Source organism: Maribacter stanieri, assembly GCF_900112245.1.
In the GTDB taxonomy this organism is placed as follows: domain Bacteria; phylum Bacteroidota; class Bacteroidia; order Flavobacteriales; family Flavobacteriaceae; genus Maribacter; species Maribacter stanieri.
The window spans coordinates 290999-316790 of sequence record NZ_FOYX01000002.1 but is presented as its reverse complement, the minus strand read 5'-3'; the positions used below and the strand labels follow the sequence as shown (position 1 = coordinate 316790).

Annotated in this window: 29 protein-coding genes; 18 read left to right on the top strand and 11 right to left on the bottom strand. The window is 33.6% G+C overall.

Translation table 11 applies throughout. The features are described 5' to 3' along the window. Positions 1–58 precede the first annotated feature (58 nt). Entirely contained in the window at positions 59–868 is an 810-nt protein-coding gene (locus BM296_RS11875; protein WP_027067327.1) for a mechanosensitive ion channel family protein, read from the top strand. Between the two features lie 70 nt (positions 869–938). Here the strand turns inward: BM296_RS11875 and BM296_RS11870 are convergent, their stop codons facing one another. The 3 genes from BM296_RS11870 to BM296_RS11860 form a co-directional block, all read right to left on the bottom strand. Next, complete coding sequence (locus tag BM296_RS11870; protein WP_091903225.1) at positions 939–1820, bottom strand: mechanosensitive ion channel family protein; 882 nt, start codon at positions 1818–1820, stop codon at positions 939–941. Positions 1821–1946: 126 nt separating this feature from the next. Beyond that, positions 1947–3290, bottom strand: coding sequence for an adenylosuccinate lyase (gene purB / locus BM296_RS11865; RefSeq protein WP_091903224.1), 1344 nt, complete (start codon positions 3288–3290; stop codon positions 1947–1949). Positions 3291–3411: 121 nt separating this feature from the next. Then, positions 3412–3975: an adenylosuccinate lyase gene (locus BM296_RS11860; protein WP_091903223.1), complete on the bottom strand. Its 564-nt coding sequence runs from the start codon at positions 3973–3975 to the stop codon at positions 3412–3414. A gap of 35 nt (positions 3976–4010) precedes the next feature. Between BM296_RS11860 and BM296_RS11855 the strand changes: the two genes are divergently transcribed. Continuing rightward, positions 4011–4484, top strand: coding sequence for a heme-binding domain-containing protein (locus BM296_RS11855; RefSeq protein WP_027067323.1), 474 nt, complete (start codon positions 4011–4013; stop codon positions 4482–4484). On the opposite strand, the gene BM296_RS11850 is transcribed toward BM296_RS11855, so the two are convergent. Continuing rightward, complete coding sequence (locus tag BM296_RS11850; protein WP_027067322.1) at positions 4453–5139, bottom strand: SIR2 family NAD-dependent protein deacylase; 687 nt, start codon at positions 5137–5139, stop codon at positions 4453–4455. The genes BM296_RS11855 and BM296_RS11850 overlap by 32 nt on opposite strands. Before the next feature lie 50 nt (positions 5140–5189). On the opposite strand from BM296_RS11850, the gene BM296_RS11845 reads away from it, so the two are divergent. Genes BM296_RS11845 through BM296_RS11835 form a run of 3 tightly spaced genes read left to right on the top strand, consistent with a single transcriptional unit; the run spans position 5190 to position 6780 of the window. After that, entirely contained in the window at positions 5190–5843 is a 654-nt protein-coding gene (locus BM296_RS11845; protein ID WP_091903787.1) for a TrmH family RNA methyltransferase, read from the top strand. A gap of 41 nt (positions 5844–5884) precedes the next feature. After that, positions 5885–6418, top strand: coding sequence for an SRPBCC family protein (locus BM296_RS11840; RefSeq protein ID WP_091903222.1), 534 nt, complete (start codon positions 5885–5887; stop codon positions 6416–6418). Next, the gene (locus BM296_RS11835; protein WP_091903221.1) at positions 6415–6780 is read left to right on the top strand and encodes a VOC family protein; all 366 of its coding nucleotides are present in this window, start codon (positions 6415–6417) and stop codon (positions 6778–6780) included. Before BM296_RS11840 ends, BM296_RS11835 begins: the two co-directional genes overlap by 4 nt. Before the next feature lie 8 nt (positions 6781–6788). Here BM296_RS11835 and BM296_RS11830 read toward each other — a convergent pair whose 3' ends face one another. The 5 genes from BM296_RS11830 to BM296_RS11810 form a co-directional block, all read right to left on the bottom strand. Next, positions 6789–8480: an alpha-amylase family glycosyl hydrolase gene (locus BM296_RS11830; RefSeq protein ID WP_091903220.1), complete on the bottom strand. Its 1692-nt coding sequence runs from the start codon at positions 8478–8480 to the stop codon at positions 6789–6791. A gap of 51 nt (positions 8481–8531) precedes the next feature. Continuing rightward, positions 8532–9302 (bottom strand): carboxypeptidase-like regulatory domain-containing protein, encoded by a 771-nt coding sequence (locus tag BM296_RS11825; protein ID WP_027067317.1) that lies wholly within the window; start codon positions 9300–9302, stop codon positions 8532–8534. A gap of 73 nt (positions 9303–9375) precedes the next feature. Beyond that, entirely contained in the window at positions 9376–11217 is a 1842-nt protein-coding gene (locus BM296_RS11820; protein WP_091903219.1) for a DEAD/DEAH box helicase, read from the bottom strand. A gap of 159 nt (positions 11218–11376) precedes the next feature. Next, the gene (locus BM296_RS11815; RefSeq protein WP_091903218.1) at positions 11377–12021 is read right to left on the bottom strand and encodes a DUF4337 domain-containing protein; all 645 of its coding nucleotides are present in this window, start codon (positions 12019–12021) and stop codon (positions 11377–11379) included. Next, positions 12002–12595 carry a non-canonical purine NTP diphosphatase gene (locus tag BM296_RS11810; protein ID WP_091903217.1) on the bottom strand — a complete coding sequence of 198 codons (594 nt, stop codon included), beginning with the start codon at positions 12593–12595 and terminating at the stop codon, positions 12002–12004. Before BM296_RS11810 ends, BM296_RS11815 begins: the two co-directional genes overlap by 20 nt. Positions 12596–12654: 59 nt before the next feature. On the opposite strand from BM296_RS11810, the gene BM296_RS11805 reads away from it, so the two are divergent. The 6 genes from BM296_RS11805 to BM296_RS11780 all read left to right on the top strand — a co-directional run bounded on the left by BM296_RS11805 (position 12655) and on the right by BM296_RS11780 (position 18313). Continuing rightward, positions 12655–13107 carry a methyltransferase family protein gene (locus BM296_RS11805; RefSeq protein WP_091903216.1) on the top strand — a complete coding sequence of 151 codons (453 nt, stop codon included), beginning with the start codon at positions 12655–12657 and terminating at the stop codon, positions 13105–13107. 98 nt (positions 13108–13205) lie between these two features. Further along, positions 13206–13811 carry a SatD family protein gene (locus BM296_RS11800; protein WP_091903215.1) on the top strand — a complete coding sequence of 202 codons (606 nt, stop codon included), beginning with the start codon at positions 13206–13208 and terminating at the stop codon, positions 13809–13811. A gap of 2 nt (positions 13812–13813) precedes the next feature. Then, positions 13814–14509: a DUF3307 domain-containing protein gene (locus tag BM296_RS11795; protein WP_091903214.1), complete on the top strand. Its 696-nt coding sequence runs from the start codon at positions 13814–13816 to the stop codon at positions 14507–14509. A 10-nt stretch (positions 14510–14519) separates the two neighbouring features. Continuing rightward, complete coding sequence (locus BM296_RS11790) at positions 14520–15308, top strand: alpha/beta fold hydrolase (RefSeq protein ID WP_091903213.1); 789 nt, start codon at positions 14520–14522, stop codon at positions 15306–15308. A gap of 139 nt (positions 15309–15447) precedes the next feature. After that, on the top strand, positions 15448–17340 hold the full coding sequence (gene serA, locus BM296_RS11785; RefSeq protein ID WP_091903212.1) for a phosphoglycerate dehydrogenase: 1893 nt from the start codon (positions 15448–15450) through the stop codon (positions 17338–17340). Between the two features lie 154 nt (positions 17341–17494). Beyond that, entirely contained in the window at positions 17495–18313 is an 819-nt protein-coding gene (locus tag BM296_RS11780) for a type IV pili methyl-accepting chemotaxis transducer N-terminal domain-containing protein (protein WP_091903211.1), read from the top strand. A 30-nt stretch (positions 18314–18343) separates the two neighbouring features. Here BM296_RS11780 and rlmH read toward each other — a convergent pair whose 3' ends face one another. After that, the gene (rlmH, locus tag BM296_RS11775) at positions 18344–18817 is read right to left on the bottom strand and encodes a 23S rRNA (pseudouridine(1915)-N(3))-methyltransferase RlmH (RefSeq protein ID WP_091903210.1); all 474 of its coding nucleotides are present in this window, start codon (positions 18815–18817) and stop codon (positions 18344–18346) included. Between the two features lie 65 nt (positions 18818–18882). Here rlmH and nadC point away from each other — a divergent pair, with 65 nt between their 5' ends. The 4 genes from nadC to priA are packed head-to-tail and all read left to right on the top strand — an operon-like array spanning position 18883 to position 23605. Continuing rightward, positions 18883–19740 carry a carboxylating nicotinate-nucleotide diphosphorylase gene (nadC, locus tag BM296_RS11770; RefSeq protein ID WP_091903209.1) on the top strand — a complete coding sequence of 286 codons (858 nt, stop codon included), beginning with the start codon at positions 18883–18885 and terminating at the stop codon, positions 19738–19740. After that, positions 19741–20709, top strand: coding sequence for a YihY/virulence factor BrkB family protein (locus BM296_RS11765; RefSeq protein WP_027067305.1), 969 nt, complete (start codon positions 19741–19743; stop codon positions 20707–20709). It abuts the gene before it with no gap. Continuing rightward, positions 20706–21146 carry a DUF2147 domain-containing protein gene (locus tag BM296_RS11760; protein ID WP_091903208.1) on the top strand — a complete coding sequence of 147 codons (441 nt, stop codon included), beginning with the start codon at positions 20706–20708 and terminating at the stop codon, positions 21144–21146. Before BM296_RS11765 ends, BM296_RS11760 begins: the two co-directional genes overlap by 4 nt. 2 nt (positions 21147–21148) lie before the next feature. Continuing rightward, complete coding sequence (gene priA, locus BM296_RS11755) at positions 21149–23605, top strand: replication restart helicase PriA (protein WP_091903207.1); 2457 nt, start codon at positions 21149–21151, stop codon at positions 23603–23605. A 55-nt stretch (positions 23606–23660) separates the two neighbouring features. Here the strand turns inward: priA and BM296_RS11750 are convergent, their stop codons facing one another. Further along, a complete protein-coding gene (locus tag BM296_RS11750) occupies positions 23661–24353 on the bottom strand; it encodes a LytR/AlgR family response regulator transcription factor (RefSeq protein ID WP_027067302.1) in 693 nt (230 codons plus the stop codon). 230 nt (positions 24354–24583) lie between these two features. Here BM296_RS11750 and rpsF point away from each other — a divergent pair, with 230 nt between their 5' ends. From rpsF to rplI, 3 genes are read left to right on the top strand one after another with little or no spacing between them, the layout of a single operon-like run. Beyond that, positions 24584–24925 carry a 30S ribosomal protein S6 gene (gene rpsF, locus BM296_RS11745; protein WP_076548096.1) on the top strand — a complete coding sequence of 114 codons (342 nt, stop codon included), beginning with the start codon at positions 24584–24586 and terminating at the stop codon, positions 24923–24925. A gap of 5 nt (positions 24926–24930) precedes the next feature. Next, complete coding sequence (gene rpsR, locus BM296_RS11740; protein WP_027067300.1) at positions 24931–25227, top strand: 30S ribosomal protein S18; 297 nt, start codon at positions 24931–24933, stop codon at positions 25225–25227. A gap of 12 nt (positions 25228–25239) precedes the next feature. Then, positions 25240–25692, top strand: coding sequence for a 50S ribosomal protein L9 (gene rplI / locus BM296_RS11735; RefSeq protein WP_027067299.1), 453 nt, complete (start codon positions 25240–25242; stop codon positions 25690–25692). Positions 25693–25792: the final 100 nt, after the last annotated feature.

Here is a 25792-nt window from a genome sequence, read left to right as displayed (position 1 = left end):
AAAATTGGTGTCCTATAAGTGAGGACAATTATTAAACAACCTAAACAAACTATTTAAGATGGAAAACGCAGAAGTATGGATTGACAAAGGAATTGATTTTATAATGGTATTTGGACCTAAAATAATTGGGGCTATACTTATTTACATCATTGGTTCTTGGATTATTAAAAAGTTGATTGGTGTTGCAAATAAGGGAATGACCAAACAGCAGTATGATGAATCATTGAAAAAGTTTTTGTTGAACTTAGCAAAATGGGCGCTAACGATATTTCTAATTATTACGGTTATTTCAACTTTAGGAGTTGAAACTACAAGTTTTGCAGCAGTAATTGCAGCGGCAGGTTTAGCAATAGGATTAGCATTGCAGGGATCACTTTCTAACTTTGCGGGTGGTGTGTTGTTAATTATTTTTAAGCCTTATAAAATTGGTGATTTAATAGAAGCACAAGGTGTACTGGGTAATGTAAAAGAAATAGAGATTTTTACAACTAAATTAATTACACCAGAGAATAAATTAGCAATTGTACCTAATGGTGCTATGGCCAACGGTAATATTGTAAATTATACTGCAGAAGGTAAAATTAGAGTAGATACTACAGTAGGTGTAGCTTATGATTCTGATCTTCAGAAAACTAAAGAGGTACTTTTGGCAATGCTGGTTTCTAATCCTAAAGTATTAAAAGACCCAGCACCATCAGTAAATGTATCTGAATTAGCAGATAGTTCGGTTAACCTTGCGGTACGTCCTTTCTGTAAGCCAGAAGATTTTTGGGATGTATATTTTGCAACAATTGAAGGAACTAAGAAGGCATTAGATACTGCAGGTATTGAAATTCCTTATCCACATGAAGTTCAAATAAATAAATAATATTAGTCTAGTTAGTTAGTTATTAAAAAGCCCGTTGAACTTGCTCAACGGGTTTTTTTAATTTTAAATATTACTCTCTAGCAATTTGAAGATTATTTTTTCCAAAGTCCAATGTTCTAATTGGAAACGGAATATTAATATCACGCTCATCAAATCGTTTCTTGATTATTTTAATAGCCTTATGTCTTGCGGCATGTTCTTGTTTCACATTAACGCAATCTGCCCAGAAACGCACCATAAAGTTAATAGAGCTATCTCCAAACTCTGTAAAGAAGAATTCTACATTCTCATCATCTTGCTGTTCAAAATTATCTGCTATGATTTTGACTGTTAAATCTTCTACCATTTGTAAATCGCTTTCATAGCCAACACCACAATTAACAAAAATTCTATTTCTCTTATTCATAGAGTAATTGGTGAATGAACCATCAATGAATTTAGAGTTTGGTATAACTACTACGTTATTATCAGGTTTTTTAAGGATTATGTTTCGTAAACTAATTTCAGTAACAAAACCCGAAACCCCATCAGCAGAAATAAAATCATTGATTTTAAGCTGGGGCATAAATGAAAGAATTAGTCCGCCAAAGGTATTACTTAGAGTTCCCTGTAAAGCTAAACCAACTGCTAAACCAACAACACCTGCACCGGCTAAAATACTTGTTAATACTTTATCGAGGTCTAAAACACCTAAAGCTATAAAGAAGCCAATTAAAATTATAATTACGAAGACTACTTTGGCAATTATTTCTTGAATAGATACTTGAGATATTTTTCTTAGAACGGTTCGTTTAAGAACTTTACGTATTCCTCTTGCTAGAAAGTAAAATAAAAACATGACTATAACAGCCATGGCTATATTGGGTAATTTTAGAATGATAGATTCTAACCAACCATCTAATTTATCCCATAAATTACTTACCGATTCTTCAACTGAGAAATTTGTTTGCATATACTTTTAATTTTCCTTTCAACGGGAATATATAAAGTATGAACAACAAATTAAAATGCATATCGCCCTAAACGGGCTATATGAAGTATATGAACAAAAGAAAAGTTTTAATGCATTAAAACTGGCTTAAATACCAGTGTAATTGCTTGGAGATATTTGCTTCAATTCCTTTTTTATTTCATCAGTAACTTCTAAAGTATCTATAAAATTGGCAATAGAATCCTTATTAATTTTCTCATTTGTACGGGTAAGTCCCTTTAAAGCTTCATACGGGTTAGGGTAGCTTTCTCGTCTTAATATTGTTTGAATAGCTTCAGCAACAACAGCCCAGTTGTTTTCTAAATCTTGCTCAAATTTCTCTTTATTTAAAAGTAATTTATTTAAGCCTTTTAATGTAGATTGAAAAGCAATGAGCGTATGGGCAAACGGTACACCAACGTTTCTTAGAACAGTGCTATCTGTCAAGTCTCTTTGCAATCTAGAAACAGGAAGTTTTGCAGATAAATGCTCAAAAATAGCATTGGCGATACCAAGATTCCCTTCAGAATTTTCAAAATCTATAGGGTTAACTTTATGTGGCATTGCCGATGAACCAACTTCACCTGCTTTAATTTTTTGTTTAAAATAGTCCATTGATACGTAAGTCCAAAAATCGCGATCAAGATCTAAAACAATTGTATTGATGCGTTTAAGACCATCGAATAAAGCCGCTAGGTGGTCATAGTGCTCTATTTGTGTTGTTGGAAATGAATGTTGTAGGCCTAATTTTTCTTGAACAAATTTTTGACCGAAGGCTCTCCAGTCAATATTAGGATAGGCAACTAAATGTGCATTGAAATTACCAGTTGCTCCACCAAATTTGGCTGCACTTGGTATATCGTTCAATAAATTAAATTGTTCTTTTAGACGAACTACATACACCATAATTTCCTTTCCTAATCGGGTAGGAGAGGCTGGTTGGCCGTGTGTTCTTGCCAACATAGGTATATCTGACCATTCTAATGTAAGCACATCAAGTTTCTCTAATAATTCAAAATATTGAGGTACATACACATCGTTCATTGCTTCCTTAATAGAAAGTGGAATGGCTGTATTGTTTATATCTTGTGACGTTAAGCCAAAGTGTATGAATTCTTTAAATTGTGATAAGCCTAAAGAATCAAATGCTTTTTTAATAAAGTATTCTACTGCTTTAACATCATGATTTGTTGTTCTCTCTATTTCTTTTATCTCCTGAGCATCAGAGGTAGAAAAATCAGTATAAATTTTTCGTAATGCGTCAAATTTAGAAACATCAAAAGAAGATAATTGGGGTAATGGAATTTCGCAAAGCGCAATGAAGTATTCTATTTCTACTCTTACCCTATATTTTATCAAAGCTTCTTCAGAAAAATAAGCTGATAAAGAATTGGTTTTTGAACTATATCGTCCATCAATAGGAGAAATAGCATTTAGTGCGTTAAGAGACATAATCTATGGTTAAATTAGTAAGGGGCAAATATACCTATTCATACTAAAGTTTTAAACACTAAACTCTTTAAGTTATAGCCAAAAAGCATCATTTAATCAACAATGTGATATGTCATGGTCATTATTTTTCTAAAACCTTTAAAGTCATTCTAGCGCGTGCCTTATACGCTGCACTTCCATTTTCATAATTCTGTTTTAATGTTTGAAGTAGCTCAGGGTGTATCCATTCTATTTTTTTGCCTAAAAATAAAAGTGTAGTCATTGAATATGCTTTTGGGGCAACTTTATGGTTACCTATTAGCCAGTCAAAGGCAGATTCTGAAATAGTATCTAGGTGATGATTTTTAAGTATATTATTTGATGTAGAAGTTTTTTTTGAAAAAAAATCTTGAACTAAAAGAAGGCAGATTTTCGAAGCGGGCCTAATAGATGACTCTAATTTTAAAAATCGTAAAGAATTTATAAATTGGTCTATGACGGGGTTAATAGAATTAAGATTCGTTTTAACCACAGATTCTAAAACCCAGCTTGCTTTACATGATATGGGGTCTAAATTTTCTTGAGATATTTCTACTAAGTACACCATAAGGTCTGGCTGAGCTTCAACGGTATTAGCCATTTTACTGCGATTTTCACGAGTTGCATTAACATAATTCAATGCTTCGTAAATCTCATCCTTATTCATAAAATTGTATCTTTAATCCATATGTTTCCCCAAATATGAAATTACTAAAAAAAATTAGCCTAGGTGTGGTTGTTGTATTTATAGCCATGCAATTTTTCAGTCCTACAAAAAACATTTCACCTGGTAACCATACCGCAGTTTTTATAAAAGAGACAAACCCTACTCCAGAACTTCAAAGAACATTCAAAACTTCATGTTATGATTGTCATAGCAATAACACAGAATATCCCTGGTATAATAATGTAGCGCCTATTTCTTATTGGTTGGCTGACCATGTGAATGAAGGTAAAGAACATTTGAATTTTTCTGAATGGGAAAATTATTCCCTTACTAAAAAGGACCATTTATTAGAAGAAATAGAAGAAGAGGTCTCTAATGGTAAAATGCCATTATCTCAGTATACTTTAATACATGCAGATACTAAACTTTCTGTAAGTGAAGTAACTGATTTGGTAGAATGGGTAAGGCAAACCAGAATCATTTATCAATTAGGGAAGCAACCAAAATAGGTACGCCGTCAACTGCATTTTCGGCTATTACTGTTATATTATTTTTTTCTGAATTCTTAATAGCTGGTTTGGGGTCAATGAAATAAATAGGTGTACTGGCATCTACAAAATCTATTAGGCTTGCCGCTGGATATACCTGCATAGAGGTTCCAATAATAATTAAAATATCAGCTTTTTCTGTAATCGAAATTGCATCTTCTAAGAGGGGTACAGCTTCACCGAACCAAACAATATGAGGTCTAATTTGAAATCCGTTTATGCAGGTGTCACCAAGTAAAATATCTTTCTGCCATTCAAATATATTTTCGGTACTATCAGTACTTTTTGCTTTTAATAACTCTCCGTGTAAGTGAATTACATTAGAGCTACCGGCACGTTCGTGTAAATCATCAACATTTTGAGTGATAATATGGACATTGTATTCCATTTCTAAAGCAACTAAAGCTTTATGTGCATCATTAGGGTGTACCGTTAATAATTGTCTCCTGCGTTGATTATAGAATTCAAGTACTAATTCTGGATTGTTCCGAAACCCTTCCGGTGTAGCTACTTCCATAACATCATGTCCTTCCCAAAGACCATCAGCATCTCTAAAAGTTTTTAATCCGCTTTCTGCCGAAATACCGGCTCCCGTTAATACAACAATATTTTTCATGGAGGTAAAAATTAAGCTTAAAAATATACTTTTCTTATCTTGGATGCATGATTGATATGAAGCTTTTAGCATATTTAGAAGAAATTATTTCAGAAAAAAGAAAAGAGAGATTTACTGAGATATTAAATGAACGCACAGATTATATAACCGTCGCCGTAGAAGATGTGTTTCAAATGCATAATACAAGCGCTGTAATAAGAAGTTGTGAGTCTTTTGGGGTGCAGACCGCTCACTTAATTGAAGGGAAATATGGTCAACGCTTAGATGAGGAAATTGCTATGGGTGCGCAGAAATGGGTAGATATTAAACGATACAAAGATTCAAAAGCGGTAATTGATTCATTAAGGGGGCAAGGTTACAAAATTGTAGCTACTAGTCCGCATGCAGATAGTTCATTGTTGCAAAATTTCGAGATAAATAGTAAAACGGCGCTATTTTTTGGAACCGAGAACAAAGGCTTAAGTGATTATGTTCTTGAAAATGCAGATTCTCATTTAAAGATACCCATGGTGGGTTTTACTGAAAGTTTGAATATATCTGTTTCTGCAGCAATCATATTACAACACTTAACAACAAAATTAAAAGCTTCGGATATTGATTGGAGGTTGACAGAAGAAGAAAGATTGGAAAGGCGCTTAGACTGGACCAAAAAATCGATTAAAAGTATTGATGATATTTTAGAAAGATATTATACATATAATTAAAAAATACTTAACTTAATGGTGATTAACTAATTGACCAACAAATGAATACCTTATTAATAATTCTCGCAATACTCTTAGCCCTAATTGTAGTACTAGCATTAATAGCCCCTAAAACCTATCATGTTTATAGGAGCATAACAGTAGACCAGCCACCAGAATTGGTCTGGGAACATTTAAAATTTTTAAGGAAACAGCAAGAATGGTCTCCGTGGGCTCAAAAAGATCCTAACATGGAATTAAAGTTTACGGGAGAAGATGGCAGCGTAGGTGCAATTAGCCAATGGAACGGTAATAAAGATGTAGGTGAAGGCGAGCAAGAAATAACACGAATTGTGGAGGGTAAACGTATAGAGCAAGACTTACGGTTTTTTAAACCTTATAAATCACAATCTGATTGTTATATGAATCTTGATGCTTTAGATGGAAATAAAAGTAAGGTTACTTGGGGTTTCTCTGGTAAAAATAAATTTCCTATGAGTATTATGATGCTATTTATGAGTATGGATAAAATGGTAGGAAAGGATTTTGAACAAGGATTACAGAATTTAAAAGATAATTTAAATAATGGCATATGATAGCATGGTTTGAAATTCCGGTGAAGAATATGGAACGAGCTAAAAAGTTCTATGAATCAATATTAGAAGTGACGATTACGGTTAATAATTTTGGGGAATTTGTGATGGGTCTATTTCCTGATAAACCTGTTTTGGGTCAAGCAAATGGTGCCTTAGTTCAACATGAACACTATGTGCCAAGTTTAAGCGAAGGTGCGCTAATCTATTTTGCTTGTGAAGATGCCGCCATAGTTTTAGGTAAAGTAGAAAAAGCTGGCGGACAAGTATTACAACCAAAAACCGAAATAGGGGATGAACATGGGTTTATGGGGCTTTTAAAGGATACTGAGGGCAATAGAATTGCTGTACACTCAAATACTTAAATTATTGCTTAATTAACCAGTTCTAATAAAGCAATATCATATTCATTATCTAAAACAACTTCACCATTTTCAACGGTTAATTCTACTTCAGAATAACGATCATAAATTTTTGTGCCATTGCCAAATACGCCCTTTACAGAAATTGATTTTTTGCCCTTTGGCAAATCTAAACCAATTACCACTTTGTCTACAAAATCAGCATTGCTAAAATACCTGCTAAAGACATATGGAGCTTTTGTAATTTTTTTATGAATACCGGCTCCTATAGATGGGTGGTCATTTCTAAAAGTCCCTAGTTTTTGCCAGTAGGCTAAAGTTTCTTTTGTTTTTGGAATACTGTCCAATTCATTCCAGTTCATAAAAGAACGCAGTGTGGCATCGCCTTCGGTGCCTTCAATGGTTAAATCTCTTGCCGTTTCATCACCATAATATATTTGTGATGCACCTGGAGTTAGTAATAGAACGTTAGCCGCTCTTTTTGGGTTGGTTCTATCTTGGTCAAAAGGTTGCCCGTCATCATGCGATGTAAGGTAGTTTAAAACACTTTTGTCTTTAAAAGTAGTATGCAATAACTTACTGTATTTTGTAAAAATGGTTTCGTATTCTTTGTTTGCATCCGTTTTTAGTTCAAAGTTTATTAGACTTTTAAAGCCGTTATCAAAATAATTTACTTTTTTATCACCCAAATCAAATTCCTGTCCGCCAGAAATTCCGTAATTATATACTTCTCCAACCATGTAAAACGGATTGTCATCAAGTACTTTATCTTTATTCTTCTTCTTCCAAAGTTCAAATGCTATTGAAGCTTCTTTGTATAATTCTGCCCATGCATTTTCGTTGGCATGTTTTACGGTATCTACTCTAAAACCATCAACGCCATATTTGTTAACATAATCGGTAAGCCATTTAATAATATAAAAACGAGGAGCTCTTGGATAGCCTGTTCTGTCAAAAAACAGCTCTAATTCATCTAATTCTTCACTTAGTCTACCTTCTGCTTTCCATTTAGCAAGTAATGCATCTGGTAAATTTACGGCAGCATCAGATTCGGTTAATATGTCTGGTAGATTGGCAACTAAAGTACAGGCTGTTGTATTCTCGTATGTGGTGAATTCACAAGTAGGGGAGGTTCTTACCCATTCTTCTGGCCAAACTGAATCTTCTTTGGTAACTGGACCGGTGTGGTTTAATACTACATCTAATAAAATACGAATACCATACTCATGCGCAGTTTTAATTAAAGTGTCTAAATCTTTATTCGTTCCAAAATTTGGATCAAGAGCTGTCCAGTCTTTAGCCCAATACCCATGATACCCGTAGGTGTTACCTGTGCCTTCATCAGTAGCTCCATGAATTTGTTCTACAACTGGTGTAAACCAAATTGCGTTGACACCTAGGTCAGAGAAATAACCATCTTTAATCTTTTCTGTTATACCTTGAATATCGCCGCCTAAAAATCCTCTGAGCTCACCTGTTTCTTTATTACGCTCAAAATTTAAGTCGTTATCTGGATTTGCATTATTAAATCTGTCCGTAAGTAGAAAATATACGGTAGCAGCTTCCCATTGAAAATTCGGATTCTTTTTAAGAGTTTCAATTGTGTCCTTTACAACGGCTATATTTTCTGTCTTGTCTTTACTTTTTGGTTGGCAAGAAGTTATTGCTATAGATAATAGCCCAAGTAAGAGTACATTTTTCATTTCCCTGTTATTTGCATTAAAACTATAACAAGGATTCCGTTTTAAAAAATATTATTTCTTTCTGTTAAGAACTTTATACTCTTCATAGCAACTGCTAATAGCGTCAAGTATCTGAAGGTCATTGGCTGTAGAAATAAAAGATTTTGAATAATTGCAATTATTCAAAATATCTTGAATATCAACTTTTTCTAGTTGAAGAAATTCTGTAAGCGTTTCTCTATCAAATTTAGAGGCCAGTAAATTACGAATATCATCGTCCTCTCGCATTTGTCTAAGCTTCCGCATTTGTGCAGGTTTCTTGCCAAAAAGGTTCCGTAATAAATCTGCAGGGTTAAGAATAGCACCTAAAACTTTAGTAACAGCGCTTGGATTCTTGTTTCCACCTTCATAGCTTACTCCTAAGCCAGATATACTGTACTGGTAAGCATTGTTGATGGGAAGATTTTTTACGTCAATTTCAAGGTAACCGGTAAGTTGATATGGTCTTACAATAACCTCTTCTAGTGCATAAGCAAGCTCTGTTAACGCAATTTCCGTATCCTTAAATTTAAACATATCGTTCGTAACTCTAATTTTTTGGGATTTAAAACCTAGAAACGAAAAATATAAGGTGTCGTTTACCGCAGCAGCAATTGAAAATTCACCTTTTTCATTGGTAATTGTACCAAAAACTTGGTTTAGGTTAACAACATGTACACTTTCTAGAGGTTCATCTGTTTGGGCATTTATCACCACAGCGTTAAGGCGTTGACCTTCTTCTGACTCTTGTGATAAGCCTATAAATGAAACGAAAAGAATTGTAAGCGATAAAAGATATTTCATTGTACTGACGCGTAATTAGGATACAAACAAAACAAAAAAAATACGCCGAAGCGTATTTTTAATATACAATTAACTAAAAGAAATCTCCTTTTCTTTTGGTTGTACGTCGTTTTCCTGAGTTAGGTGAACTAGATTCGCTTTTGTCTCGTCTTCTTCCTTTAGACTCAGAGCTACCCTCTTTTCTTCCTCTTGAACCACGATCATCATCTCTTCTTCCGCCACCGCTGCTTCTTTTTCCTTTATAGCCGCCACCGAAACCGCTTCCGCCGCTTCTTCGTCTGTTGCCGCCTCCGCCACCACCAGGGTTTTTAGAAACTTCAACGTTAACAAAACGACCATCTACCTTAAATTCCGTGAATTTGTCAAGAATTTGCTGTGTAACTTCTGCTTCAGTATTAAAGAAAGAAAAACTCTCTTTTACATCTACTTTAAATACATCTTCTTGTCCTAAACCAACCGTATCTCTAATGAAGTCTTTTAATGACATCCAATCATAACCGTCTCTTTCACCAACGTTTACAAAATAACGAACTGCACCACTAGTTGGTATTTCTGCTCTATCTCTTCCTTCACCACGGTCTCTACCGCTATCGGAAGAGTTTAAGTCTTTGGATTTATTGTAGTAATTGAAGAATCTAGTAAATTCAACAGAAACTATTTTCTTGATCAATTCTTCACGGTCAATACCTTCAAGAACATCATTAATGGCAGGTAGATATGCATCTACATCTTCATTAATCTCAGTATCCTTAATCTTATTTGCTAAGTGATATAATTGAATTTCACAGATTTCCATTCCCGTAGGAATTTTTTTCAATATAAATTTTTGATTGATTTTATTCTCGATCGCCTTAATCTTGCGTTGTTCACTACGGGTAACAATAACCATAGAAATACCAGATTTACCGGCTCTACCAGTTCTACCACTACGGTGAGTATATGTTTCGATTTCATCTGGTAATTGGTAGTTGATAACATGTGTAATATCATCAACATCAATACCACGTGCAGCAACATCTGTTGCTACAAGCATTTGAATCTGCTTTTTGCGGAAAGAGTTCATTACCAAATCTCTTTGGTTTTGGCTTAAATCTCCATGTAAAGCACCGGCATTGTATCCGTCTTCAATTAATTTTTCGGCAACTTTTTGAGTATCACGTTTTGTTCTACAGAAAATTACAGAAAATATATCTGGATTTGTATCTGCTAATCTTTTTAATGCAGGATAACGATCTCTACCACCAACAACATAATATTCATGTTGTACGGTAGAAGCACCAGAATTTTTAGCACCCACAGTAATTTCTTGTGGAGAGTGCATAAATTTCTTTGCAATTATAGAAACCTCTTTAGGCATCGTTGCAGAGAATAACCATGTAGATTTATCATTAGGCGTACCAGAAAGAATATCTTTAATGTCTTCCATGAAGCCCATGTTCAACATTTCATCAGCCTCATCTAATATGCAATAGTCAATCTTGGAAATATCCACAAGACGTCTACTGATCATATCTTTCATTCTACCAGGCGTAGCTACAATAATTTGAGCTCCTCGTTTTATTTGTCTTGCTTGTTCTGTAATACTTGCACCACCATAAATGGCAACTACATTAATATTACGTTCGTATTTAGAATACGCTTGCATTTCTTTCGTTATCTGCAAGCATAGCTCACGAGTAGGGGAAAGAATTAAACCTTGTGTAGTTCTGCTATCGCTATCAATTTTTTGAATTAATGGAAAACCGAATGCGGCAGTTTTACCTGTACCTGTTTGCGCTAAGGCAACTAAGTCGGTTTCACTTTCCAATAAAATAGGGATTGCTTTTTCTTGAACTTCTGAAGGGGTCTCAAAACCCATATCAGTAATAGCATCTAATAGAGACTTTTGCAGTCCTAGTGCTTCAAACTTTGTCATAATATGTTATACTAAATCGCAAATATGAATGTTGCATAGAGCGATTATCGTATATAACCTATTTAGACTCAGGGCAACACATGCTATACTAGCGGCGTTAATTAAGCGGCAAAGGTACTGCGAATATTTGAATCAGTATAATTTATTGGGAAAGTAATACTATGGTGCTAGTAAATACCCATATATAGAAAGGGATGCGCCGGTAATGCCAAAGATAATCATTAGCCCAATTAATCCTTTTTGAAGCCTAGGGTTATCATAAATGATTATACAAACAGCACCAAGCACGATACAAATTTGAAAAAATAGCAATGCATAATCAAATCTTTTGGTGGCGTAGTCATAAGATTTTGTCAATCTTTCCCATTCTTTAACGCCGGTAATGATACCCATTTCACCTTCAATATCTTGTACCCAGTTTTCTTTGCCTACATGTTTGGAGCCTAATAAGATTTCTGTTTTTTCTGATTCGTATTTGATTATTTTTTCTCCTACTTCAGCTATTTTTTGTTCAATTACAGGTTTTTTTTCTTCGGAAACGATACCACTTTCGATCAAAGCTTTTAGGTAATCTAGTTCGCTTTCTTTTAAACTTTCTTTTATGCTTTTAGATTGATACCAGTTAGAGTAGCTTACCACATTATTATGGGCAATCATCATTTCTTCTTCCAATTCGCCATTTACCATTTGCGATATTGCCATAAGAGCGGCAAATAATGCGATAAGTACACCGCCAATGGCTTCTGCACGTTCAGATGCAACCGATACAACAACCGTTTCCCCTTTATTTTTCTCCTGTAACATGAATACTATTTAGGTATGTAATCAATTTTTTGAATGCCAGTGCGCGGTGGCTAATTTTGTTTTTAATGGTTAAAGGTAGCTCTGCAAAAGTTTCTTTATATCCATTTGGTTGAAATATTGGATCGTATCCAAAACCATTTTCTCCTCGTTTGCTTGCTGTAATTACGCCTTCTATTTTGCCTTCAAATATATGTGTTTTACCATTTAGGTTTAAAGCGATTACAGTTTGAAAGTAAGCTGATCTATCTTTTTTGCTGCTTAAGTTAGTTAATAATTTATCCATATTGGCATTTGAATCTGCCTGTGTACCGGCATATCGCGCAGAATACACTCCTGGTTCGTCATTAAGAGAATTAACTAGTAAACCTGTATCATCTGCAAAACATGATAGTTGGTAGTTATTTGTTACAAAATCTGCCTTTAGTTTTGCATTTCCCTCAAGTGTATCCGCTGTTTCTGGTATATCTGTTGTACAACCTATAGTTTCTAAATTTATTAGTTCTATTTGGTTAGGAACCAATTGTTGAACTTCTTTTAGTTTATTTGGGTTGTGAGTGGCAAATACAAGCTTCATGCTAACAATTTGGAATTTGGTTTGTTAATTTACATTATCAAAAGTAGTAATTTTATAAAATGGAATTAAAAGTACCACCAGCTTTAGTGTTTGTATGTTTTGGATTGATAATGTATTTATTAGCAGAATTTCTACCAATTGGTTATTTTGACTTTTACGGTAGAATGTTGCTTGTTAAAATTTTAGTAGGCTTGGGTGTGTTAATTGCAATTATGGCGCTGTTGCAGTTTGGTAGGGCAAAAACTACTATAGATCCAACAAAACCGGATAAAGCTTCAAATTTAGTAGTAGGGGGTATTTTTAAGTTTTCTCGTAATCCATTGTACTTATCTTTACTATTGATTTTGTTAGCCCTGGGTGTTTTTTTAGGAAATGCATTTAATATTTTAATAGCTGCTACATTTGTGGGATATATGAATCGTTTTCAAATTATTCCTGAAGAACGAATTCTCTTAGAAAAATTTGGGCGTTCCTTTAAAGATTATTGTATCTTAACAAGGCGCTGGTTCTAGAAAGTCTCACTTTCAATTATATTAGTCTTTGTGCTAATATTTAAATATATTATTGAATTAGCTTATAATTTAATATATTAGCGTAATAACTAATAGTAATGATAGCGATAATCACTGGAGACATCATAAATTCTGAAAATCATCCAAGTTCTCAATGGATTGACTTATTAAAGAATTACTTCAACCAATTTGGGGCATCCCCAATGAATTGGGAAATTTATCGTGGAGATGAATTCCAATTAAAGGTAACGGAGAAAAATGCTTTATTTACAGCTATACGTATTAAGGCTATGTTGAAATCCATAAAGGGCTTAGATGTTAGAATGGGTGTTGGCATTGGTCTAGAAACGTATATAGGTACAGGTGTAACAGAATCTAATGGACCAGCTTACCAAAGGTCAGGACGAAATTTTGAAACCTTAAAAGAAAGTAAAGTAAATCTTAGTATTGCAACTGGTGATACTAGTAAAGACCGCACATTAAATTTAATGTTACGTTTAGCATTGGACTTTATGGATGATTGGAGTGTAGTTTCTGCAGAGATTGTAACATTGGCACTTGACTATCCACAATTTTCACAGAAAGAAATAGCACAACGATTGGGAATAAAGCAATCTGCTGTAAGTCAGCGTTTAAAAAGAGCACGATTAGATCTAGTATTAGATGTATTATCATATTATAAAGAATTAATTACAGTAAAATAAATATGCTGATTTTTATAAAACTAGTACTTGGTCATCTAATTGGGGACTTTGTTTTACAACCAAAAAAATGGGTACTTCATAAACAAGCAAATAAAATAACATCCAAATATTTATATCTACATGTACTACTGCATTTTGCTTTGTACATGCTTTTACTGTGGAATTTGTCTTTATGGACAATTGCCTTTGTAGTTGCAATTACCCATTTAGCTATAGATATTTTAAAGTTGTATGCCAATGAAATGGTTAAGAAAAAGAGCATTCCGTTTTTTATAGATCAAATACTTCATATACTGGTTATTTATTGCTGCGCATTTTATACTGATCTATATACCCATACCTTATCTCTCTTTGAAAATCTAGATTGGTATTTGGTAACGGCAATTGTTTTTGTTACCTACCCAGCGTCAATTATTATGGGTCAGGTTTTAGAAGGTATGTCAAATCAGATAGAGACAGATCACAAATCGCTGCATAATGCTGGTAAGTACATAGGTATCATTGAACGTCTATTTGTATTGATATTTATAGTTATAGGTAGGTGGGAAGTTATCGGGTTATTAATAGCCGCTAAATCTGTTTTTAGATTCAATGATCTTAAAGAGCGAAATAATAGAAAGTTAACAGAGTATATTTTAATAGGTACTTTGGTTAGTTTCGGCATGGCTATTCTGGCTGGACTCCTTTATATTTCATAAATAATTTACAATGGTAAAAAAGTATTTTTTGCTCTGGTTGGTGTTGTTGGTATTCGTCCCAAAGGTAACTTGCCAAGTAGGTGAATTTGAATCTTTTGATGGGGTACACATAACCTACACTGATGAAGGGCAAGGTGAGCCGATTTTATTACTGCACGGCTTTATAAATTCTAGAAAATCTTGGAAGAAAACAGCTTTAAAACAAGATTTACTTGATTCTGGCTATCGCGTAATTATACCTGATATGCGGGGCAATGGAGATTCTGATAAACCGCAAACAGATATAGCATATAAAAATAATGCAGAGGTAAAAGATTTGATTCTATTAATGAATCATCTGAATATGGAATCCTATAAAGCAATAGGCTACTCAAGAGGTAGCATTGTGTTGGCAAAATTATTAACCGAAGATGCTAGAGTTGCAAAAGCCGTATTAGGTGGTATGGGTATAGACTTTACGAATACAAATTGGGACCGGAGAATAATGTTCGCAAAAGCTTTTGATGGTGATGTAAATGAAATAACGAAAGGCGCTGTGGACTATGCAAAATCTATTAATGCAGATTTACGGTCACTTCATTTGCAACAAAAATACCAGCCAGTAACTTCTGTAGAAGACTTAAATAAAATTAAGATAGCGGTACTTGTAATTTGCGGAGATGAAGATTCGGATAACGGTAGCGCAGAAGAATTACGCAATGCATTAGGGAACGGAAAATTGAATAGAGTACCCGGTGATCACAATGGAACATATAAAACAGAAGATTTCTCTAATTCTATTCTAAAATTTTTAAAATAAAGAATGTCTTTTTGTCAAATTACATCATAACAAAAGCTTTTTGTTTTATTTCCAAGATATCACATATCAGGATAAATTAAATTTTTACTTTTGCTACTTATTTTAACGACAAAAATTCCTATCCAAACCAAAGAGAATAATGGTAGAAGTAAGTAGAAAATACGTTTTTGATTTTGATAGTACGTTAACTAGGGTAGAGGCTTTAGATGTTCTTGCAGAAATGACTTTAGAAGGAAGGTCTAATAAAGATGAAGTAATTAAAGAAATACAAAAGATTACCAATTTAGGTATTGACGGTGATATTTCATTTACAGAGTCATTAGAGCGTAGAATTAAGTTATTACATGCTAAAAAAGAGGATTTAGATGGACTGGTTGAGCAGTTAAGAAGCAAAATATCTAAATCTATAGAATCTAATAAAGACTTTTTTGAAAAATATGCAGATGATATCTATGTGATATCTTGTGGATTTAAAGAGTTTATAGACCCAATTGTAAAAGAATACAATATACCTTCTGATCGAGTGTATGCAAATACATTTAAATTCGACGAAGAAGGAAATATCATCGGTTTCGATGAAATGAATGTACTATCCCAGCACAATGGTAAAATTGATTGCCTAAAGCAAATGAATTTGGACGGGGAAGTTCAAGTTATTGGAGATGGTTACAGTGATTATGTAATGCGCGAGGCAGGTATAGCAGATAAGTTTTTTGCTTATACGGAAAACGTGCATAGAGAGAAAGCCGCAAATAATGCGGATTATGTTACACCAAGTTTAGATGAATTTTTATTTGTGAACAAGTTGCCAAGAAATATTTCGTACCCAAAGAATAGGATTAAGGTCCTGCTATTAGAAAACGTGCACACTGCTGCATTCGATAATCTATCAGAAGACGGTTTTTCCGTTGAATTGATCAAACATAGTTTGTCTGAAGAAGAGTTGATCGAAAAAATCAAGGGCGTTCACGTTCTAGGTATTCGTTCAAAAACACAGGTTACACAAACTGTTTTAGATGCTGCCGATAAACTATTGGTGGTTGGTGCTTTTTGTATAGGAACCACCCAGATAGATTTAGAGACAGCCAAAAAGAAAGGTATTGTAGTTTTCAATGCTCCTTATAGTAATACTAGATCTGTTGTAGAATTGGCAATAGGTGAAATTATTATGCTAATGAGAAGTGTTTTTGATCGTAGTAGAGAAATTCACGAAGGTCAATGGCAAAAAACAGCGGCAGGTTCAAGAGAAGTTCGAGGTAAAAACTTAGGTATCGTTGGTTACGGTAATATTGGTAAGCAATTATCTGTATTAGCAGAAGCTATGGGTATGCGTGTTTATTACTATGATGTGGATGATAAATTAGCTTTAGGTAATGCGGTAAAATGCAATACGCTAGAAGATTTATTAAGCGTATCTGATGTAGTTACTTTGCATATTGATGATAATAAAGCGAATAAAAACTTTATTGGTGAGCGTGAAATAAAGCAAATGAAAAAAGGTGCAATGCTAATTAACCTTTCTAGAGGTTTTGTAGTTGATATTGATGCCCTTGCAGAAGGTTTGAAAAATGGTCATGTTGGTGGTGCTGCTGTAGATGTTTATCCAGATGAGCCCGCTAGTAATGGAGATTTTCAAACAAAGTTACAAGGTTTTCCAAATGTAATTTTAACTCCTCATGTTGGTGGTAGTACAGAAGAGGCACAGCGAGATATCGCAGATTTTGTACCGAATAAGATAATGGATTATATTAATTCTGGTAATACTGTCGATGCAGTTAATTTCCCAAATATTCGTTTACCAAAACAAAATAAATCGCACCGTTTTTTACATATTCATAAGAATGTGCCAGGTATAATGGCGAAAATCAACAAAGTATTGGCTCAGTACGAATTGAATATTAATAGTCAGTATTTATCTACTGATAATGAAGTTGGTTACGTAATTACAGATTTAGACAAGGAATACAACAAGGAAGTAATTAAAGAATTGAAGAAGGTAGAGAACACAATTAAGTTTAGAGTGCTTTACTAGTAAATTAAGAAAAGTTATATCTTTTATATTCAAAAATGCAAGTTGAGAAACTTGCATTTTTTTTTGACCAACTTTTAGGTTTTTCTACAACATTTTTGAAAATGTGTGGTTATGGTTATGATACATTTATATCTTGTAGGAAATATCTTTAAATATGCTGAAAAGGATTTTATCTAAATTTAAATCTGGTAATAGTTTTAACAACTATTATCTATTGGCTTTTACTGTAATTGTATTAACGATTATTATACAATCAATAATTCAGTATTCTTTAGCAAGACAACGTCAAGATGCATTAAGAATAAATGAGGCAGGTAGACAAAGAATGTTGTCTCAGTTTATTGTTAAGAGTGTTTATGAGTGTAATTATGGTACTTGTGATTATGGTGAGTTGCGTTTAGCAATGAAAAAGCTATCAAATACAAATACGGCGCTACAACAAGGAAACGAAGAAACCGGTATTCCAGAATTAAATAATGAAGAAATTCAAAACAATTTCAATAAGCTACAGCCACATATAGATTATATTCTTGAATCTTTAGATGATTTTAATGAATTAGGTGAAGTGGATATGGAAAGTCTGTCATCTGAATCAGATCAATTTTTGGTAGTTATGGATACTATTGTGGGGCAATTTCAGAAAGCCTCAGAAAAGGATATCAAAACACTTATGATTGTTGAGTTAGAGCTTGCTGTATTTTCCTTGTTGATTTTGATTTTTGAAATTTTCTTTTTTATAAATCCTTCTATAAAAAAGATGGCAATCCAAAATCAAAAATTAAAAGAAATTAATTGGCATCAAACCCATGCTTTCGAATCGCACATGAAAAATATTAAGAACTATAATCACATTCTTAAGATTGAAAAAAACATGGAGCATAAAGAAGAATTAATTTCTTTTTTAATGGAAGAACTTAATGATCTAGAAATAGTCTCTAATAACATGGTAAAATCATTAATGAAACCAGCATAAGTAATTTTAATGCATGGATAAAGCCCTGATTTATTGATGATGGTAAGGCTCATTTTTTAAAATTGTGTAAGCTCTATAAATTTGCTCAGTAATAAATAAACGCACCATTTGATGTGAAAATGTCATTTTAGATAAACTTATTTTTCCTGATGCCTTTGCATATATGTCGTTACTAAATCCATAGGGTCCACCAATTAAAAAAACCAATTGCTTAATGCCAGAATTCATTTTCTTTTGAAGGTATTGTGAAAACTCCACAGAAGTATATTGTTTACCTTTTTCATCAAAAAGTATTAGAATATCTGTTGGTGCTAATTTTTTAAGGATAAGTTCACCTTCTTTTTCCTTTTGTTGGTCTTCAGATAAATTCTTTGTCTTTTTTAAATCAGGTATCAATTCAATTTCAAAATTGACATAGTGCTGTAGTCTTTTCTGATATATTTCAATAAGCTCTTGCAGTTGAGAACTATCTGTCTTGCCAATGGCTAAAAGTTTTATAGTCATATGTCAAAAGTAAATCAATTTCGCAAATGGATTTGTAAATTAGCAATACAATAGATATTACAAATATGATTTCAGAAGAACAATTTAAAGAAGAGATAACATTAATCATTGCAAATGCCATTCGTGAAGATGTTGGTGATGGTGATCATAGTTCGTTGGCATGTATACCAGAATCTGCAACAGGTAAAGCAAAATTGTTAGTGAAAGATGAAGGTATAATTGCTGGAGTGGATTTTGCTGAACTTGTATTTTACTTTGTAGATCCTAGTTTAAAAATAGAAGTTTTAATTAAAGATGGTTCACCAGTAAGTCATGGAGATATTGTTTTTTATGTAGAAGGTAGTTCTCAAAGTATTCTAAAGGCAGAGCGCTTGGTATTGAACGCCATGCAAAGAATGAGTGCGATAGCTACAAAAACTAATATGTTCGTTAATCTTTTAAAAGGGACGGGAACAAAGATTTTAGATACAAGAAAAACCACTCCAGGTATACGAGCGCTAGAAAAATGGGCAGTAAAAATTGGCGGAGGAGAGAACCATAGGTTCGCATTGTATGATATGATAATGCTGAAGGATAATCATATTGATTTTGCTGGAGGAATTACAAAAGCCATCGATAAGACGAAGAAGTACTTAAAAGAAACAGGTCGTGATTTAAAAATCATCGTTGAAGCAAGAGATTTAGAGGAGATAAAAGAGATTTTAGAGTCGGAAGGGGTATATCGTATATTAATAGATAATTTTAATTACGAAGACACTAGAGAAGCTGTTAAATTAATAGGCAACACCTGTTTAACCGAGTCTTCTGGTGGAATTAATGAGAAGACTATTAGGGAGTATGCAGAGTGTGGTGTAGATTTTATTTCTTCTGGAGCATTGACTCACTCGGTTTATAACCTAGATTTGAGTTTAAAAGCAGTGTAGATGTCTTTAGAGGTCGAAGAAAAATTAGAAAAGATTCCTATCATAAATTGGTTTGTTCTGTTTTTGAAAAAAATTAGATTACCAGGTTTTGAAGGGCTTTCTGTGTATGACCTTATAGAGATGTATGTACTTGGTATTTTAAGAGGTACGCTTTCTACTCGCGCCAGTGCCATTGCTTTTAGCTTGTTTATGGCTTTGTTTCCGTTGATTATATTTATGGTTACTTTGGTACCTTTTTTATTGCCATATATAAGTATTGAACATGGTGATTTTGAAGTGCAATTTCGATTGTTTTTAGAGTCATTCTTACCAAATGCTACAGGTGATTATTTTGGGGAGGTATTTCAACAAATTAAAGATCAGAAACGAGGAGGTTTACTTTCTTCTTCATTTTTACTTTCTATTTTTTTAGTGGCAAATGGCGTAAACGCTATTTTTGGAGGGTTTGAAACATCATATCATATTGATCTAACACGACATTTTTTTAGACAATACCTGTATGCATTAATGGTAGGTTTAATATTATCTATTTTAATTTTAGTGGGCTTTGTGGCGTTTATATATTTTGAATTCTATGTACTTGGTTACTTATCTGAATTCGCAGCAAAACAAGGTGGTTATATTTTAGGTGAAGATGAAGTGGTAGGTGTGCAGATAGCAAAAGTGTTATTCTTTATAATATTATCTTATTTCACTACAGCAATTCTGTATTACTTTGGAACGAGGGAAGGAAGGCAAGCAAAATTCTTTTCTTTTGGAGCTTTGATGACTACAACGTTGTTTTTAATTACCTCATATCTTTTTGGTATCTACGTGGAAAAATTTGCTAGATACAATGAATTATATGGTGCATTAGGTGGATTATTAATTTTAATGGTCTACATCTGGTTAAATTCTAATATATTGCTACTTGGGTTTGAACTGAACGCATCTCTCAACACATTACGCAAAATCACAAAAAAAGAATGATAAACAAAACTGTACAATTAAGTATTCTCTTTACATTATTTATTTCAATGAGCATTTCTGCACAATCCGTTTTTGGTAAGTGGAAAACTATTGATGATCGTACCGGTTTGCCTAAAGGTGTTATTGAAATTTATAAAAAAGAAGGGTTAATGTATGGTAAGGTCATAAAAATCTTAGAAGAAGGTAAAGAAGGAGTTACTTGTGTAAAATGTGATGGAGATTTAAAAGATAAACCCGTAGAAGGAATGGAAATTATTACTGCAGGTAAACTTCATGATGATGGTGAATGGAAAGGTAAAAGACTCTTTGATCCAGAACAAGCCATGACATTCCGTTTTAAAATATGGTTGAATCCTGATAATTCGAATGAATTAAAGGTGAGAGGATATTTGGCTTTTATCTTTAGAACCCAAACTTGGGTGCGAGTGGAAGGATAAATATGGCAAACTTTATTAATGTAATATTACCAATTCCTTTAGAGCTTAGTTTTACCTATAGTATAACTGAAGAGGAGGCTAAGATACTACAGCCAGGTATGCGAGTAGCCGTGCCATTTGGTAAATCCAAGATATATACCGGTATTATTTTTAGTGTTCATCAAAATCCGCCAGAAGCTTATGAAGCAAAGGAGATACATGAAATACTAGACGATTATCCTATTGTAAATGCTACTCAATTAAAGCATTGGGAATGGATAGCTACCTATTATATGTGCACATTGGGTGAAGTTGTACGTAGTGCCTTACCAGGAGCTTTTTTACTAGAAAGTGAAACCCTGGTACTTAGAAATACTGAATATGATATTGATGAGAATGAGCTTTTAGATGATGAATTCTTAGTTTTTGAAGCACTTCAGCATCAGTCTATACTTAAGGTTCAGGAAGTTTCTGCCATTGTTGAAAGAAAAAATGTACTGCCAATTTTACAGCGATTACTAGAGAAAAAAGTAATTGTACTTAAAGAAGAGGTGTATGAACAGTATAAACCTAAGTTGGTACGATATGTTAAATTGGGAGAAGAACATGCATCTGATGAAAAATTAGAAGAACTTTTAAATTCACTGACTAGAGCACCTAAGCAAAGTCAAGTCGTTCTTTCTCTATTTCAACTGCAGGCAAAAAGTCAAAAACCAATTAAAGTTAGTGAGCTTGAAAAATTAAGCAACACTTCAAAGGCAATTATAAAGACTTTGGTTGATAAAGGTATTCTAGAAGAATACTTTATTAAAACCGATCGGGTTAGTTATGATGGAGAAAGTGACAATTCCGAAACTAAAGATTTAAACGAATTTCAAGAAGCTGCCTTAGTTGATATTAAGTCGGCATTCGGGGAAAATAAAGTTACCTTATTAAAAGGGGTAACATCTTCGGGTAAGACAGAAGTCTATGTAAAATTAATAGAAGAGTGCCTGGAAAAAGGATTGCAAGCGCTGTATCTATTGCCGGAAATTGCATTGACTACACAGCTAATAAGCAGGCTGCAAGAATATTTTGGTGAAAAAATCGCAATTTATCATTCAAAATATAACGTACAAGAGCGAGTAGAAGTTTGGCAGAATGTTTTGCAATCAAAGCCAAAGGCGCAATTAGTGATAGGGGCAAGGTCAGCAATGTATTTGCCATTTAGTAAGTTGGGGTTGGTTATTGTAGATGAAGAACATGAAAGTTCATTTAAACAATTTGATCCCGCACCAAGATATCATGCAAGAGATGCGGCAATTGTGTTAGGTCATCTTCATAAAGCAAATATTCTTTTAGGCTCAGCAACACCAAGTGTAGAAACGTATCACAACGCGCAAACGGGTAAATACGGTTATGCTGAAATAACTAGGCGTTATGGTAATGTGTTAATGCCTGAAATGGAGTTAGTAGATATTAAGGAAGAATCAAGAAAAAGAAAGATGAAAGGGCATTTTTCTGAACGACTTTTTCTTGAAATGGAAGAAACGTTAAAGGATGGTGCGCAAATCATACTATTTCAGAATAGACGGGGATTTGCGCCGTTAATGGAATGCTTAACATGTGGTCACTCTCCACAATGTCCTAATTGTGATGTTAGTTTAACATATCACCAATATAGAAATCAACTGCGTTGCCATTACTGTGGTCATCACACAGCCTTACCAGAAAGTTGTTTTGCTTGTGGTAGTTCTGAATTAGATACCAAGGGTTTTGGAACGGAGCAAATTGAAAAAGAAGTAACAGCACTTTTTCCTGATGCTAAGGTTGGACGAATGGATTTGGATACCACACGAGGCAAACATGGTTATGAAAAAATTATAACCGCATTTGAGCAGCAAGAGCTAGATATTTTGGTAGGAACGCAGATGGTTACTAAAGGTCTTGATTTTAGGAATGTAAATTTAGTAGGTGTAATGAATGCAGATTCATTACTGAACTTTCCTGATTATCGTGCTCATGAAAGAACCTATCAATTATTGACACAGGTATCGGGTAGGGCAGGGCGTACCAAAAAGAGAGGTCGCGTAGTAATTCAAACTTATAATCCTTATCATCAGATTTTAAAACAAGTGACCAATAGTGATTATGAAGGTATGTATAAAGAACAGCTATATGAAAGAGAGCAGTTTAAATATCCGCCAGTAAATAGAATTATAAAAATTACTTTCAAGCATAAAAACTATAATGTTTTAAATGAAGCTGCCGATTGGTTTTCTGGCGCGTTACGTTCTAATTTTGGAGGTACGGTATTGGGACCTGAATATCCGCCAGTGGCTCGTATTCGAAATCAATATTTAAAACACATCGTTATTAAGGTGCAAAAAGTACATTCTTTAGCACAGACAAAAGCGAATATTAGAAGAATAGAAAAATCATTTAAATCTGTTGCAATGTATAGAGGTGTAAGGGTCATCTATAATGTAGATCATATATAAACAAAAAAAGACCGCTAATTAGCGGTCTTTTTTAAAAGTAAATTTATACCATATATTATACGTTACTAAGCGCTTCGGCTAGTTCTGTCTTTTTATTTCTACTTAACGGAATAGATCTACCGCTAACTTCAACATTTTTACTGTTGAATTTTTCAACCTTTTCAAGGTTAATGATGTATGATTTGTGAATTCTTAAAAACTTATCTTCTGGCAATTGCTTTTCAAAAGACTTCATTGTTGATAAGATTACGATATTTGCTTCATCAGTTACCAACTTAATGTAGTCACCAAGAGCTTCAATCCACTTAATATCATTTAAAATAACTTTTCTTTTCTTAAGATTACTCTTTACAAAAATATGCTCTTCGTCTTCATTGACTCTGTGCAATTGTTCGTAATTTGCTACAGCTCTTTTAACAGATGCATCAAAACGTGCCATAGTAATCGGTTTATGTAAATAATCCGTTACGTCATAGTCAAATGCTTTAAGCGCATAATCTGGTTTACCGGTAATTAAAATTACCTGAGGACTGTTTTCTAATGACTCGAGTAGGTCGAATCCTGTAATAATTGGCATCTCAACATCAAGAAAAATAAGATCTATCTCATGGTTCTTGATACCATTTTTGGCTTCGATAGCATTACTGTATTCTGCTACCATAGTCAAATTAGGATGATTGTTTACCAACTTGGCAACGGCCATCCTTTGCATAGATGAGTCGTCAACGATGATACTTCTTAATTTCATAAGGGTTGATTTGTGGGGTTAAATCATCGACAAAGAACTGAAAAAACAAGCTGAACTGCAACAAAAGATGTGAACAATGCGCTGTTGATCGTGTAATTGGTAATGATGATATGTTTAAGATTTGGTTTAATTTTTAATGTTGTTACCATTCAATAACGAAGAATATTCGCATTTCTTATATTTATTTTAAAAAAATATCTATTTTTGCACTCTTTAAAAACAAATATAATATGAACCATTACGAAACTGTTTTCATTTTGAATCCCGTTCTATCTGATGTTCAGATAGAGGAAACAGTTAAGAAATTCGAAGATTTCTTAATTAACAATGGCGCCAAAATGGTAGCTAAAGAGAATTGGGGGCTAAAAAAATTAGCTTATCCTATTCAAAACAAAAAGAGTGGCTTTTACCACTTGTTTGAATTTACTAACTCTGGTGAGGTAGTTACACCTTACGAACAGGAGTTTAGAAGAGATGAACGTGTTATGCGATTCTTGACCGTTAAGTTGGACAAGCACGCTGTTGCATGGGCAGAAAAAAGAAGAACAAGAAACAAAACCGCTAAAGCTTAAGTATTATGGCAACATTACAACAACAGGCAAAAGGAAAAAAAGATGGAGAGATCAGGTATCTAACTCCACTGAACATTGAAACCAACACTAAGAAGAAGTATTGTCGTTTTAAAAAATCTGGTATTAAGTACGTAGATTATAAAGATGCTGATTTTTTATTGAAGTTGGTAAACGAGCAAGGTAAATTGTTACCTAGAAGACTTACTGGAACTTCATTGAAGTATCAAAGAAAAGTGGCACAAGCCGTAAAAAGAGCTCGTCATTTGGCGTTAATGCCATATGTTGCTGATTTATTAAAATAAAAGAAAAGAATCATGGAGCTTATATTAAAAGAAGACGTACAAAATTTAGGTTTTAAAGACGATGTAGTTAATGTTAAGAACGGGTACGGAAGAAACTTCCTAATACCTCAAGGCTTAGCTGCTATGGCTACAGTTTCTGCTAAAAAAGTTTTAGCTGAGAACTTAAAGCAAAGAGCACATAAAGATAAAAAAGTTGTAGATGCTGCTAAGAAAGTAGAAGAAGCATTGAAAGCTTTAGAATTAAAAATTACCGCTAAAACTGGTGCTGCCGATAAATTATTCGGATCAGTTACTAATGGTGATTTAGCTGATGCAATTGAAAAAGAAGGTCATTCAATCGACAAAAAATTCATTAGCATTCAAGGTGGAGCAGTTAAAAGAACTGGACCATACAACGCTCAGATCAGATTACACCGTGAGGTGATTGTTGATTTTGGTTTCGAAGTAGTTGCGGAACAAAAATAATTAACTCTCTATAAGTTAATAACTTTCAAAGAGCTATGCGTGCATAGCTCTTTTTTTATTGGTATTTTTGTTAAAGAACTCATAAATAATTCAAAACCAA